Origin of the sequence: Azospirillum sp. B21 (assembly GCF_008364825.1) — a bacterium.
Classification (GTDB): Bacteria; Pseudomonadota; Alphaproteobacteria; order Azospirillales; family Azospirillaceae; genus Azospirillum.
The window spans coordinates 11,912-26,249 of record NZ_VTTO01000014.1 but is presented as its reverse complement, the minus strand read 5'-3'; the positions used below and the strand labels follow the sequence as shown (position 1 = coordinate 26,249).

Here is a 14,338-nt window from a genome sequence, read left to right as displayed (position 1 = left end):
CGGATGCCCCGAATGGGGGTGCAACCCTAGCGGCGCCGGCCGGGGATGACCAGAGCGCGACGCATTTTGACGAGCTTACTGAAAACGTTTCCAGTGCTTTCGTCTGAACATCCCCCATTTTCGTGCGGCTGACAAGCCGTCCATCCGGAAAAGTCCAAATGCTGCAACGCAACAAGCGTTGACAGGCGAACTGTAATCGTTTTCACTTGCTCTCAAGAGACGACACAAGAACATGCGGAGGAGACGGTTGCCATGGCCACCGACACGCACCCCCTTAGCCTTCCCCCTGATCTGGTCCGCCTGGGCGCCGCTCCGGCCGGGAAGGAGGCGGCGATCCGCGAGGCGGCGCAGCTTCTGATCGCCGCGGGTTGCATCGATCCCGCCTATGCCGACAGCATGATCCGGCGGGAGACGGTGGCGAACACCTTCCTCGGCCATGGCGTCGCCATCCCGCACGGCATGGTCGACGATCGCAATCTGGTCCGCCGCAACGGCATCGCCATCCTGCAGGTGCCGGACGGCGTGGTCTGGAACGAGGGGCAGACCGCCCGGCTGGTCGTGGCGATTGCCGCGCAGTCCGATGCCCACATCGCCATCCTGCGCCGCCTGACCCGCCTGATGCAGGACGAGCCGCGGCTGGAGGCGCTCTTCGCCACCACCGATCCGGCCGATCTGGTCGCAGCATTGTCGGACGAGTCCTCGATGCCGGCGACGCCTGCTTCGGAAGCCGGCGACCTCGCCGAGACGTTCGAGTGGGTGGTCGATTACCCGACCGGCCTGCATGCCCGCCCGGCCGCCGCCTGGGTGGAGACCGCCCGTGCCGCTGCCGGCCGCGTCCGCATCCGCCATGGCGGGGAGGCGGCCGACGGCAAGACGCTGGTCGCGCTGCTGCAACTGGGCCTGCGGCCCGGCGACCGCATCACCGTCTCCACCGACGGCCCGGATGCACGCGCGGTGCTGAACCGCCTGCGCGCGACCATCACCGGCTTGAGCGCGCGGGAGAAGGCGGATGCCGCCGCCGCGGCGCGCAAGGCCAAGGCGGTGGTGCAGGGCTGGACGCCTCCTGCCGCTTCCGGCCGCGAGATGCCCGTGGTCGCCGGCATCGGCGCCAGCCCCGGCCTCGCCATCGGCGCGGTCCATGTGATGCCGAAGGCCGATCTGACCGTGCCCGACCGTCCGGCCCCGCTGCTGGAGGGCGGCAACCGCCTGCACGAGGCGCTGAACCTGACCCGGCAGCAGTTGAAGGCGCTGGCCGACGACACCGCACGCCGCCTTGGGCCTGCCGAGGCCGGGATCTTCGCCGCGCAGGCGGAGCTGCTGAACGACACCGACCTGATCACGCTGGCCTGCCAGTTGATGGTGGAGGGGCACGGCCCCGGCTGGTCGTGGAACGAGGCGGTGGAACGCAGCGCTGCGACGCTGGCCGCCAACCCCAACCCGGTGCTGGCCGCCCGCGCCGCCGATCTGCGCGACGTCGGCCGCCGGGTGCTGACCCGCATCGACCCGGATCTGCGCGGCGGCTCGATCCGCGACCTGCCGGACACCCCCTGCATCCTGATCGCCGACGACCTGTCGCCGTCCGACACCGCGGCGCTCGACATGGGCCGGGTCATCGGGCTGGCGACGGCGCAGGGCGGCCCGACCTCCCACACCGCGATCCTGGCGCGCACGCTGGGGCTGCCGGCAATGGTGGCGGGCGGCGGTGCGCTGACCGGGCTTGCCGACGGCACCACCGCCATCCTCGACGGCCAGTCCGGCCGCCTGTACCTGGAGCCCTCCGACGCCGACCTCGCCGCCGCCCATGGCTGGTTCGAGGAGCAGCGCGTCAGGAAGGCCCAGCAGGAGGAGCGGCGCGGCCTGCCCGCCCGCACCCGCGACGGCCACACGGTGGAGATCGGCGCCAACGTCAACCGGCCCGATCAGGTGGCCATGGCCCTGTCCCAGGGTGCCGAGGGCGTCGGCCTGATGCGCACCGAATTCCTGTTCCTGGAGCGCGGCGACGCCCCCGGCGAGGAGGAGCAGTACGAGACCTACCGCGCCATGCTGGAGGCGCTGGATGGCCGCCCGTTGATCGTCCGCGCGCTCGACATCGGCGGCGACAAGCAGGTGCCGCACCTGCAACTGCCGCATGAGGAGAACCCCTTCCTCGGCGTGCGCGGCGCCCGGCTGCTTCTGCGCCATCCCGAACTGCTGGAGCCGCAGCTGCGCGCCCTCTTCCGCGCCGCCAAGCACGCCCGCGAGGGCGCGCTGCTGATCATGTTCCCGATGATCACCACCCTGCGCGAGATCGAGACCCTGCGCGCCGTCTGCGACCGCATCCGGGCGGAGCTGGACGCGCCGGCGGTGCCGCTGGGCATCATGGTGGAGGTGCCGGCCGCCGCCATCCAGGCCGACGTGCTGGCCCGCCATGTCGATTTCTTCTCCATCGGCACCAACGACCTGACCCAGTACGCGCTGGCCATCGACCGCCAGCATCCGGAACTGGCGGCGGAGGCCGACAGCCTGCACCCGTCGGTGCTGCGCCTGATCCGCATGACGGTGGACGGTGCCGAGAAGCATGGCCGTTGGGTCGGCGTCTGCGGCGGCATCGCCGGCGACCCGTTCGGTGCCGCCCTGCTGGCGGGGCTGGGCGTGCGTGAGCTGTCGATGACCCCGCGCGACATCCCCGGCGTCAAGGACCGGCTGCGCGACAGCGACCTCGCCGGTTTGCAGGATCTCGCCCGGCGCGCGCTGGACTGCGAATCCTCCGACGAGGTGCGGGCGTTGGAGGGGGGTGCGTCATGACGAAACCGGTCGTCACCGTCACGCTGAACCCGGCCATCGACCAGACCATCACGGTGGAGGTGCTGAAGCCCGGCAGCGTCCACCGGGCCAAGGCGGTGCGCCACAATGCCGGCGGCAAGGGCGTGAACGTCGCCAGCTGCCTTGCCGACTGGGGAACGCCGGTGGTCGCCACCGGCCTGCTCGGCAGCGGCAACGCCGCGCCGTTCGAGGCGCTGTTCGCGGCCAAGGGCATCGCCGACGCCTTCCTGCGGCTGCCGGGAGAGACGCGCGTCAACATCAAGATCGCCGATCTCGCCGCCAACGACACCACCGATATCAACCTGCCGGGCTTGAGCGCCGATGCGGACGCTCTAAACCGCGTGCGCGAGACGGTGCTGGGGCTGGTGGAGCCGGGGACGCCGGTCCTGCTGGCCGGCAGCCTGCCCGACGGATTGCCGGCCGACGCCTATGCCGGGCTGACCGCCGATTTCACGGCGGCCGGCGCCCGCGTGGTGCTGGACAGCAGCGGGGCGCCGCTGGCGGCGGCGCTGGCCTCCACCGCCGCGCTGCCCCACTGCATCAAGCCCAACCGCCACGAGCTGGAGGATTGGGCCGGCCGGCCGTTGCCGACCGACGCGGACCTGCTGGAGGCGGCGCGCGGCCTGCACCGGCGCGGGGTGGCGGTGGTCGTGGTCTCGCTGGGGGCGGACGGCGCGCTGTTCGTCAGCGGCGAGCGCGCGCTGCACGGGCGGCTGCCGCCGGTGACGGCGCTGAGCACCGTCGGGGCGGGCGACGCGATGGTTGCCGGGCTGATCGCCGCCTTCCAGATGAATGGCGGACTGGAGGATGTGGCGCGCCTGTCGGTGGCCTTCGCCGCGGCCAAGCTGGGCTGCTTCGGCCCGAACCTGCCCGATCCGGCGACGGTGCGGTCGCTGGCCGCACAGGTGGCGTTGACGTCGCCTGACTGATCAGGACCCGACTGATCGGGGTGTGCCTACTTTGCCTTGCTGATGACATCGGACGAGATTGAAACACAGTGACAGGGGCGGGACCGAACCCGCCAGGAGGAAACAATGGCGAACCTGTTGGCCGTGATCGCGGCGGGCGATCTCACCACCCAGGCCGTTCTGGCGGCCGAAGCCCTGCGCAAGGCCGCGGCCTCGCTGGGCCATGGCATCCAGGTGGAGATCCGCACCAGCCTCGGCATCCAGTCCCCGCTCGACCCCGCGGCGCCGTCCAAGGCCGAGGGCGTCATCCTGGTCGGCGGCGGCGACCTCGACGAGGGGCGTTTCGCCGCGCTGAAGCGCAGCAGCGCCTCGCTCGACGAAGTGCTGGCCGGCCCGGCGGCGGTGCTGGAACGGGCGCTGGGCGCCGCGTCTGCGGCGGCGTCCGCCGCGGGACCGCGCCGGATCGTCGCCATCACCTCCTGCCCGACCGGCATCGCCCACACCTTCATGGCGGCCGAAGGCATCCAGCAGGCGGCCACCGCGCTGGGCCACAAGGTCCGCGTGGAGACGCAGGGCTCCGTCGGTGCGCGCGACACGCTGACCGACGAGGAGATCCGCGACGCCGACATCGTCCTGATCGCCGCCGACACCCAGATCGACCTGTCCCGCTTCGCCGGCAAGCGCGTGTTCCTGAGCGGCACCAAGCCCGCCATCAACGACGGCAAGGCCCTGGTCACCCGCGCTCTGGCGGAAGCAAAGCCGCATGGCGCTTCCGGCAGCGCTTCCGGCGGCGCGACCCCGCTGGTCGATGCGGTTGCCGCCGGCAAGGCGGAGCGGTCGGCCCAGCGCACCGGCCCCTACAAGCACCTGATGACCGGCGTGTCCTTCATGCTGCCCTTCGTGGTGACGGGCGGTTTGCTGATCGCGCTCGCCTTCGCGCTGGGCGGCATCTACGTGTATGAGGAATCCAACGCCGGGACGCTGGGCTATGCCCTGTTCCAGATCGGAGCCAAGGGGGCCTTCGCCCTGATGGTTCCGGCACTGGCCGGCTACATCGCCTATTCGATCGCCGACCGCCCCGGCATCGCCCCCGGCATGGTGGGCGGCATCCTGGCCGGCACCATCGGCGCCGGATTCCTGGGCGGCATCGTCGCCGGGTTCATCGCCGGCTACGGCACTGCCTTCCTCAACCGGCACATCAAGCTGCACCGCAATCTGGAAGGGTTGAAGCCGGTGCTGATCCTGCCGTTGCTGGGCTCGCTGCTGACCGGTCTGCTGATGATCTACGTCGTCGGAACCCCCGTCGCCGAAGCCCTGGCCTGGATGAGCGCCTGGCTGAAGGGCATGCAGGGAAGCAGCGCCATCCTGCTGGGCCTGCTGATCGGCGCCATGATGGCCTTCGACATGGGCGGCCCGGTCAACAAGGCGGCCTACGCCTTCTCCACCGGCCTGATCGCGTCGCAGGTCTACACCCCGATGGCCGCCGCCATGGCCGCCGGCATGGTCCCGCCGCTGGGCCTGGCGCTGGCCACCAAGCTGTTCGCCGACCGCTTCACCGCCGAAGAGCGCGAGGCCGGCAACGCCGCCGCCGTGCTGGGCATCGCCTTCATCACCGAGGGCGCCATCCCCTTCGCCGCCCGCGACCCGCTGCGCGTCATTCCGGCGCTGATGATCGGGGCGTCGCTGACCGGCGCCATCTCCATGGCGATCGGGGCGGAGCTGAAGGTCCCCCATGGCGGCATCTTCGTGCTGCCCATCCCGAACGCGGTCACGCATCTGCTGGGCTATGTCGTGGCCCTGGTGGTCGGCACCGTCGTGACGGCTTTGGCGCTGCGCCTGTTGAAGAAGCCGGTTGCCGCCGTGGCCGTGCCGAAGCCGGCGGTGCAGGGCGCAGGCGCGCATGCCTGACTCCGGCCTTATCTGACCGTTTCCTCTCGGGCGTCCTCCCGAAGCCTTGCCCCTCTCCGCCAAGCGCGGGGAGGGGCTTTCTTTTTTTCGGGGCAAGTTGCGGCCCACATAAAAAGCCCCGGCGGGACAAGGTCCGACCGGGGCGAAGAGGCAGGTGAGACGACGATGACTGCAGGAAAAACGGTTGAGAAACAGCCGTTACGGGAAACCCGTCAGCCGGCGCGGCGCAGGTCGGAACGACCGGGGGAGGTCGCGGGCCGGTGAGCGGCGGTGACGGGAAAGGCCAGGACCGATGGGCGGCCATCGGACACCCTTAGGGCATCCGCAGGCTCCCGGCCGTTCAGCAGCCACTGGTAGGCGGCGGCGATGGCGACCCGGTCGCGGCCCTCCGTCGGGAGGACGCGCAGGCCGGTGGCTGTCTCACTGCCGCCCGTGCCGCCGCTGCGGCGGACCGCATCGCACAGCGCGTGGCCGAGCCGGAGGTCCGGCACCAGAACCGCACTGAACCCGGCCTGGGTCAGGACCGACGCCAAAGCTCCCAGATGGGACGGCGGCAGGGGGGAAATGCCGACTTCCCGCAAATCCAGGAACAGGCGGGAGCCCGTGCCGGTGCCGGACAGCGCGTTGCGCAGCGTCCCGAGCCAGGCGGAGGGGGGAGCAAGAGGAAGGCCGGTGCAGGCGACGGCGTGGAGCCCCCAGTCGGTGGCTGCGACGGTGATGTCCTTCATGCTCTTCCCCTTCGGTCAGGTCCGGGTCGCTTTCAGGACCGCTCCGCCGGTTCCGCCGCCTGGGGGGACGGGAGGGGGCCGGTGGAGCGGCTCTGTGAAGAGTATAGGGAAGATCCCTAACAATCGGTAACGCAAACTAGTTTCCAGGCTGTAATCCACATTCCGGATTCAGCATCCGATCGGCTGTCCGTCTGCCGCCCGTTGCAGAAGCAAAGCGGATGGGCGCCATTGCGGTCCGCCGATGTCGCGGTGGTAACGCTGCACGGATGCTTCGATTTTGCCCAGCCCCTCACGGTCGGCCCAGAACAGTAGGCCGCCGCGCCAGGATGGGAAGCCGTAGCCGTGCAGCCAGATGGCGTCGATGTCGACCGGACGCGCGACGATGCCCTCCTCCAGGATCTTGGCGGCTTCATTGACCATGACGTAGAGGCAGCGTTCGCGAACCTCCTCGTCACTGACGGTGCGCGGGGTGATGCCGCGGTGCCGGCGGTCCTCCTCGATCACCGCCGCGACCTCCGGGTCGGGGATGGGGGTGCGGCTGCCGGGTTCGTAGCGGTAGACTCCGGCCGAGGTCTTTTGGCCGTAGCGGCCGCGTTCCGCCAGCACGTCCAGCCAGTTCGGCGCCTGCGCCTCCGGATCGCCGGCCTTGCGGCGCTCTTCGCGGATGCGCCAGCCGACATCGATTCCGGCGAGGTCGGTCATCGAGAAATGGCCGAGCGGGAAGCCGAACTCCGTCAGCACGCGGTCGACCTGCTCGGGGCTGGCGCCCTCCTCGACCAGCGCCATCGACTCACGCCCGCGCTGGTGCAGGATGCGGTTGCCGACGAAGCCATAGCAGACGCCGACCGCCACGCCCACCTTGCCGATCCGCCGCGCCAACGTCATCACGGTCGCCAGCACGGTGTCGGAAGTCTTGGCGCCGCGCACCACCTCCAGCAGGCGCATGACGTTGGCCGGGCTGAAGAAATGCATGCCCAGCACGTCCTGCGGCCGGCCGGTCGCCGCGGCGATGGCATCGACATCCAGCGTCGAGGTGTTGGTGGCGAGGATCGCGCCCGGCTTGCAGGTGTCGTCCAGCGTCCGGAAGATGGTCCGCTTGACCTCCATGCTCTCGAACGCCGCCTCCACCACCAGATCGGCGTCGGCGAGATCGCCGTAGGACAGGGTGGGGTGGATCAGGCCCATCCGCTCCTCCACCTGCGCGGCGGTCAGCCGGCCCTTGCGGGCGGTGGCTTCGTAGTTGCGGCGGATGGCGGCTGTTCCGCGGTCGAGGGCTTCCTGCGCGCTGTCGACCAGAACCACCGGGATGCCGGCATTGGCGAAGCACATGGCGATGCCGCCGCCCATGGTGCCGGCCCCGATCACGCCGACCTTGCGGATGTTGCGCGTCGGCGTGTCGGCGGGCAGGCCGGGGACCTTCGCCACCTCGCGCTCCGCGAAGAAGGCGTGGATCAGGCCGGCGCGCTGGGGCGAGTCCATGCAGGCCAGGAACAGTTGCCGCTCGCGCGTGGTGCCGTCGGCGAAGGGCAGGGTGACGGCGGCCTCCACCGCATCGACGATCCGGTGGGGGGAGAACAGGTGCGGATGACGTTTCGCCAATTCCGCCCGCTTCGCCGCGAACAGGGCGGGGTCGGTCCCGGCGATGCGGTCGGTGCGGGCGCTGACCGGTTGCGGCATCCGCCCGTCAGCGAGCAGCCGGTCGGCGGCGCGCAGGCCGGCCTCAAGCGGCGAATTGCCGTCCTCCACCGCATCGACGAGGTCGATGGCCAGGGCCTCCTCCGCGCCCACCGGGTCGCCGGACAGGATCATGTCGAGCGCCTTGGCCGCACCGACCAGCCGCGGCAGCCGCTGGGTGCCGCCGGCGCCGGGCAGCAGGCCGAGTTTCACCTCCGGCAGGCCGAGCTTTGCCGATTTCAGCGCGACGCGGACATGGCAGGCCAGCGCCACCTCCAGCCCGCCGCCCAGTGCCGTGCCGTGGATGGCGGCGATCACCGGCTTGGTCGAGGCGTCGATGCGGGCCACCACCTCCGGCAGGGTCGGCGGGGCCGATGGCTTGCCGAACTCCCGGATGTCCGCCCCGGCCATGAAGGTGCGCCCGGCGCAGACCAGCAGCAGCGCCGCTGCCTCCGCATCGGCGAGCCCCGCATCCAGCGCCGCCACCAGCCCGCTGCGCACGCCATGGCCGACGGCGTTCACCGGCGGATAATCCACGGTGATGATGCCGATGCGTCCCTGGCGCGCGTACTGGACAGGATTGGACGGAACCGCTTCAGTATGGGCCGGCGACGGCATCGGCGCTCTCCGAAAACCTTGAGTCAGGGCACGTCGGCCCGCGGACGGTCAGTCTAACAGACGATCCGTCCTTTTCAAGTTTTCGGAATATAATTTTGATGTGCGGAATTTATTGTCATTGCGGGGCCGAGATCCGCATGACGAAGCCTGATGGCTTGTCGGTCGCACCGAAGGGGCCGGCGACCTTGTTGGCGACCGGGGGCAGGCTTTTCAGATAGACGGCGATGGCGCGGGCGTCCTCATCGCTGAGCGCGGCGAAGGACATCCAGGGCATGGCCGGAGCCAGCATGCGCCCGTCCGGGCGCTTGCCGGTGCGGATGGCGGTGACGATCTGCTCCTCCGTCCAGTTGCCGATCCCGGTCTCCTTGTCCGGCGTCAGATTGGAGCCGTGGAAGACGCCGAGGCCGGGGATCTCGAACCCGACATCCGAGCCGCTCAGCGCGCGGGCGAGGTCCGGCTTGCCCAGCAGATGGCCCGGCGTGTGGCAGTCGCCGCAGCTGATGACGGTGACGAGATACTTGCCGCGGGCGACGGCGTCGTCGGCCAGGGCGGGGCTTGTGAGGGTCGCGGAAAGAAGCAGGGCGGACAGGGTGTGGCGGATCATCGGGATGTGCTCCGGGAAATGGACATGGCGGAGGATCGGGCGCTGCGTCAGCCGACCATCTGCGAGCGGACGGCAGCGACGATGGCGTCGGCCTGCGGGACGAAGGCCTGCTCCAGCGGGAAGCTCGCCGGGGCCGGGGAGTCGGGGCCGGTCAGGCGCAGAACCGGCGCCCGCAGGCTGGCGAAGGCCTTTTCCGCCACCAGTGCCGCGATCTCCGCGCCGACGCCGCACAGGCGGCTTGCCTCATGCACGACCGCCAGACGGCCGGTCTTGGCGACGGAGCGCAGGATGGCGGCCTCGTCCAGCGGCTTCAGGCTGCGCAGGTCGATCACTTCGGCGTCGATGCCGGCGGCGGCCAGCGTGTCGGCGGCGGCCATGCAGGTGCCGACGGTCTTGGCGTAGGACACCAGCGTCACGTCGCGGCCCGCGCCGCACCGCCGCCTTGCCCAGCGGGATGGCGTCGGCCTCCTCCGGCACCTCGCCGGTGCTGTAGCCGAGCGCGATGTCGGCGAAGACCAGCACCGGGTTGTCGTCGCGGATCGCCGATTTCATCAGCCCCTTGAAATCGGCGGGGGTGGAGGGCATGACGATCTTCAGGCCGGGACTGTGGACGAACCAGCTCTCCACATTGTGGTTGTGCTGGGCGCCGACGCCCCAGCCGGCGCCGGTCATCGCCAGCACCACCATCGGGAAATTGAACTGCCCGCCTGAGATGTAGCGGAGCTTGCCGGCGCTGTTGACGATCTCGTCCATGGCATAGCAGAGGAAGGGCGCGAAGAGCAGGTCCACCACCGGGCGCAGGCCGGTGGCGGCGGCCCCGGCGGCGGTGCCGGCGATGATGCCCTCCGCCAGCGGGGTGTTGCGCACGCGGGCGGCGCCGAACCGCTCAAGCAGGTCGCGGCGCTTGGTGGCGACGCCTTCGCCGAAGATCATCACGGTGGGATCGCGCTGCATCTCCTCGGCCAGGGCGGCGGAGATCGCGTCGTTGACGGTCATGGTGGTCATGATTGCTGGCCTCCGCTCAGGCGTAGACGTCGGTGGTCAGGGCGTCGGGGCCCGGATAGGGGCTGGCGTCGGCGAAGGCGGTCGCGGCCTTCATCGTCGCGCGGACGCGGGACTCGATGGCGGCGATGCCGTCGGCGCTCAGGCGGCCTTCGCGTTCCAGCTTTGCCCGCAGGCGCAGGATCGGGTCGCGCTCCCGCCAGTGGGCCAGTTCGGTCCGGTCGACATAGGCCTGATCGTCGGGCTCGAAATGGCCGCGCAGGCGGTAGGTCATCGCCTCAAGCAGGAAGGGCTTGCCGGTGCGGCGGATGCTGTCGATGGCGGTGCAGGCGGCATCGAACATCGCCAGCGGGTCGTTGCCGTCGACCACCGCGCTCTCCACCCCCAGGGCAGCCGCATGGCCGGCGATGCCGTCGGCCAGCATGGTCTCCTTGCGGTGGACGAAGGCCTGCCACTGGTTGTTCTCGCAGACATAGAGGATCGGCAGCGTCCACACCGCGGCGAGGTTCAGCGATTCCTGGAAACGCCCCTCGGTGGCGGCACCGTCGCCGAAGAAGCAGGCGACGATGCCCGGCTTGTTCAGCATGCTGCGCGACAGCCCGACCCCCGTCGCCAGCGCCAGTTCGCCGCCGACGATGGTGGAGGTCAGCACGACGCCCAATTCCTTGGCGGAGATGTGCAGCGACCCGCTCTTGCCGCCGCAATAACCGTCGCGCTTGCCCATCACCTCCGCCAGCATGCGGCCGGGATCGGCGCCGCGGGCCAGCAGATGGCCAGCGCTGCGGTGGTTGGTCAGGATCAGGTCGTCGGCGGTCAACGCGGATACGACGCCAACGGCCGGCGCCTCCTGCCCCACCGAGGTGCAGGTTCCGGCGGCGCGGCCGCGGCCATGCAGGTCGATCAACGTCTCTTCATAGGCCCGGATCAGCATCATGCGTTCCAGAGCCTGGACGGGGTCCAGTGGATGAATGCTCATGGTGGTCTCCCTGAATTCGGGGGACCGTTGGGATGCGGGGATTCTTCGTTGCGGCGCCTGATGCCCCCTCTTCCGCCAAGCGGCGGGGCGTGCGACGATGTTGCATTCCGAACGGTCCGTGTTCGGAAACGACCATAGGCACGCTAATCGAATTTCCGGTACTAACTGTTTCTTACCGGAATGCTAAATGTTTATTAAGTGTCCCGGCCGATATAATTATCTGAATTATATCGATTTTTCTCAGCGCCGCGACCAGCGTGTCAGCCATCCGGCCATCCGGTCGAACCCGGCGTCGATCACCACCGCAAGTGCGGCAACGATCAAAGCGCCCTGGATGACGTAGGCCTGGTTGGATCCGTTCAACCCAACGATGATGGGCAGGCCGAGAGTCTTCGCCCCGACGGTGGAGGCGATGGCGGCGGTGCCGACATTGATGATGACGGCGGTCCGCACACCGGCCAGGATCACCGGGGCGGCCAGCGGCAGCTCCACCTTGAACAGCACCTCAGCCGGTCCCATGCCGAGGCCGCGGGCGGAGTCCAGCACCGCGGGGGAGACGCCGTCCAGACCGGCGACCGTGTTCTCCACCACCGGCAGCAGGGCGTAGAGCGTCAGCGCGATCAGCGCCGGTTCGGGACCGAAGCCCATCACCGGCACGGCCAGCGCCAGGACCGCCACCGGCGGGAAGGTCTGGCCCATGGTGGCGACGGTTTCCAGCAGGCCGCGGAACTCCCGCCCCCAGGGGCGCGTGACGGCGATGCCGGCCCCGCCGCCCAGCAGGATGGCGGCAAGGCTGGAGAGGCTGACCAGCGCCATATGGTCCAACGTCAGGCGGACGAAGCTCTCCGCCTCGTAGAGCGGGCGGTCGAGGCCGGGATAGAGCGTGGCGAACAGCGGTTTCAGCGAGGGCATGCCGAGCACCAGCGCCACCAGCGCCACCAGCCCCAGCATCAGCCGGTCGGTCAGAAACTCCCGCGGGGCCATGCCGGCGACTGTCATGCCGCCCGGTCCGGCGCAGGACGGACGAGGTCGGACAGGTGCAGCACCCCGGCCGGCTGGCCATCGCCATCCACCACCGGCAGCCGCTCCGCGCCGCGGGAGACCATTTCCGACAGGGCGCGGTGAAGCGGGGTTTCGGACGGCAGCGGCTCGCCACCCACCCGTTCCTGCGGTCGGGCGCGGTCGCCGGCCGTTTCCACCGCCAGCCGCTTCAGTCCCCATTCCTCGCGACCCACGAGATCGCGCACCAGCGGGCTGGCGGGGCGGGTCAGGATTTCCAGCGGGGTAGCGCACTGGATCAGACGGCCATGGTCCATCACCGCGATGCTGTCGCCCAGCCGCAAGGCCTCGTCCATGTCGTGGGTGACGAAGACCACGGTCGTGCCGGTGCGGCGGTGGATGGCCGACAGCTCCGACTGCAGGCTGGCGCGGGTGATGGGGTCGAGCGCGCTGAACGGCTCGTCCATCAGCAGGATGCGCGGCTCCGCCGCCAGGGCGCGGGCGACGCCGACGCGCTGCTGCTGCCCGCCGGACAGCTGGTGCGGATAGGCGGTTCGGTAGCGGCGCGGGTCGAGGTTCAGCAGTTCCAGCAGTTCCGTCACCCGGTCGCGGATGCGCGCTTTGGGCCAGCCCAGCAAGGCGGGGACGGTGGCGATGTTGCGCTCCACCGTCCAGTGCGGGAACAGGCCGACCGACTGGATGACGTAGCCCATGCGGCGGCGCAACTCCTCCGGCCTCAGGGAGGCGATGTCCTCGCCGTCGATGCGGATGGCGCCCTCGTCCGCCGGGATCAGCCGGTTGATCATGCGCAGCACGGTGGACTTGCCGGAGCCCGATGGCCCGATCAGCACGCGGAACTCGCCCTCCGCCACGGTGAAGGACACGGTGTCCACCGCCGTCCAGGAGCCGAAGCGCTTGCTCACGCGCTCGAAATCGATCATGGCGCATTCCTTCCCGGCGACAGGCCGATATGGCTGGTGGCGGCGGCGATGCCGATGGACAGCAGGGCGTCGCCCGCCACGGCCAGCAGGATGACGGGAACGGCTCCCAGCAGCACAAGGTCCAGCGCGTTGGCGAAAAGCCCCTGGAACATGATGGCTCCCAAGCCGCCGGCACCGATCAGCGCCGCCACCGCCGCCAGCCCGACCGCCTGGACCACGGTGATGCGCAGGCCCGACAGGAAGACCGGCAGGGCCAGCGGCAGGTCGACGCGCAGGAAGATCTGCCGTGGCGTCAGGCCCATGCCGCGCGCCGCCTCCCGCACCGGGGCGGGAACGCCGTCCAGCCCGACCGCAGTGTTGCGGACGATGGGCAGCAGCGAATAGAGCGTCAGCGCGATCACCGCCGGCAGCGGCCCGACCCCGCTGATGCCGGAGCCCGGCAGCAGGGCGCCGAGTGCGGCCAGCGGCGCCATCAGCAGCCCGAACAGGGCGATGGACGGCACCGTCTGCACGACGTTCAGCACTGGGAACACCGCGCGCCCGACCGCCTGGAACCGGTGCGCCGCCACGCCGAGAGGGATGCCGACCAGCAGCGTCGGCACCAGCGCCGCCGCGACCAGCATGGCGTGGCGCAGCACGGCGTCGGCGAAGACGTCGCGGCGGTTGGCGTATTCCTTGAGGATCGACAGCGCGTCGAGATGGCCGGTCGCCAGTTGCAGCGCCACCAGCCCGGCGACGGCCCCGCCGACAGCCAGACGGCCGACGGCACCAAGCCCCATCCACCGCGCGGCATCGACCGCAGTCAGCAGCCCCGCCGCCGCCATCACCCAGAAACCGGAGGCGAAGGAGGTGCGCGCCGCCGCCGAGGCCCCTTGCGCCAGCTCTGTCGCGTGGTGTCCCGCCAGCCAGACCAGCCCGGCCGCGAACAGCCCCCCCGCCGCCACGGTGAGGCCGAGCCCGATGCGCGTCGGCCGCAGGAACGGCGTCGCCAGCAGGACCAGTCCCGGCAGGATGGCGAGGCCGCCCGGACCCTGCACCGCCGCCCACAGTGGCACCGGCCGGCCGGACAGCAGCCGGTTGGGCGCGAAGCCCAGGAAGGGCAGCACAACGGCGGCGATGGCGGCGGCCATCGCCATCAGCAGGGCGACGCGGTTGTACAGGGGAAGCCGGAAGGTCAC

At 70.4% G+C, this 14,338-nt stretch carries 11 protein-coding genes and 1 pseudogene; 3 read left to right on the top strand and 9 right to left on the bottom strand.

The genetic code is table 11. From position 1 onward, the window contains the following. Positions 1-252 precede the first annotated feature (252 nt). From ptsP to FZ983_RS25390, 3 genes are all read left to right on the top strand, one after another. Positions 253-2,784 carry a phosphoenolpyruvate--protein phosphotransferase gene (gene ptsP, locus FZ983_RS25400; RefSeq protein WP_149226653.1) on the top strand — a complete coding sequence of 844 codons (2,532 nt, stop codon included), beginning with the start codon at positions 253-255 and terminating at the stop codon, positions 2,782-2,784. Further along, a complete protein-coding gene (pfkB, locus tag FZ983_RS25395; protein ID WP_149226651.1) occupies positions 2,781-3,731 on the top strand; it encodes a 1-phosphofructokinase in 951 nt (316 codons plus the stop codon). The genes ptsP and pfkB overlap by 4 nt, the downstream gene beginning before the upstream one ends. Positions 3,732-3,836: 105 nt before the next feature. Further along, the gene (locus FZ983_RS25390) at positions 3,837-5,618 is read left to right on the top strand and encodes a fructose-specific PTS transporter subunit EIIC (RefSeq protein ID WP_149226650.1); all 1,782 of its coding nucleotides are present in this window, start codon (positions 3,837-3,839) and stop codon (positions 5,616-5,618) included. A 212-nt stretch (positions 5,619-5,830) separates the two neighbouring features. Here FZ983_RS25390 and FZ983_RS25385 read toward each other — a convergent pair whose 3' ends face one another. The 9 genes and pseudogenes from FZ983_RS25385 to FZ983_RS25350 form a co-directional block, all read right to left on the bottom strand. Further along, on the bottom strand, positions 5,831-6,346 hold the full coding sequence (locus FZ983_RS25385; RefSeq protein ID WP_149226649.1) for a hypothetical protein: 516 nt from the start codon (positions 6,344-6,346) through the stop codon (positions 5,831-5,833). Between the two features lie 168 nt (positions 6,347-6,514). Then, positions 6,515-8,638 (bottom strand): 3-hydroxyacyl-CoA dehydrogenase NAD-binding domain-containing protein, encoded by a 2,124-nt coding sequence (locus tag FZ983_RS25380; protein WP_149226647.1) that lies wholly within the window; start codon positions 8,636-8,638, stop codon positions 6,515-6,517. Positions 8,639-8,753: 115 nt separating this feature from the next. Beyond that, complete coding sequence (locus FZ983_RS25375) at positions 8,754-9,242, bottom strand: cytochrome c (protein WP_149226645.1); 489 nt, start codon at positions 9,240-9,242, stop codon at positions 8,754-8,756. Positions 9,243-9,289: 47 nt separating this feature from the next. Next, a complete protein-coding gene (locus FZ983_RS34910) occupies positions 9,290-9,619 on the bottom strand; it encodes a transketolase C-terminal domain-containing protein (protein WP_247883971.1) in 330 nt (109 codons plus the stop codon). A 193-nt stretch (positions 9,620-9,812) separates the two neighbouring features. Further along, positions 9,813-10,196: pseudogene (locus FZ983_RS34905) on the bottom strand (alpha-ketoacid dehydrogenase subunit beta); the annotation flags it as partial. Positions 10,197-10,263: 67 nt separating this feature from the next. Then, complete coding sequence (locus tag FZ983_RS25365; protein ID WP_149226643.1) at positions 10,264-11,220, bottom strand: thiamine pyrophosphate-dependent dehydrogenase E1 component subunit alpha; 957 nt, start codon at positions 11,218-11,220, stop codon at positions 10,264-10,266. A gap of 240 nt (positions 11,221-11,460) precedes the next feature. Continuing rightward, the gene (locus FZ983_RS25360; protein ID WP_282187040.1) at positions 11,461-12,219 is read right to left on the bottom strand and encodes an ABC transporter permease; all 759 of its coding nucleotides are present in this window, start codon (positions 12,217-12,219) and stop codon (positions 11,461-11,463) included. Next, complete coding sequence (locus tag FZ983_RS25355) at positions 12,216-13,160, bottom strand: ABC transporter ATP-binding protein (protein WP_149226641.1); 945 nt, start codon at positions 13,158-13,160, stop codon at positions 12,216-12,218. The genes FZ983_RS25360 and FZ983_RS25355 overlap by 4 nt, the downstream gene beginning before the upstream one ends. Continuing rightward, on the bottom strand, positions 13,157-14,338 hold the full coding sequence (locus FZ983_RS25350) for an ABC transporter permease (protein WP_149226639.1): 1,182 nt from the start codon (positions 14,336-14,338) through the stop codon (positions 13,157-13,159). Before FZ983_RS25350 ends, FZ983_RS25355 begins: the two co-directional genes overlap by 4 nt.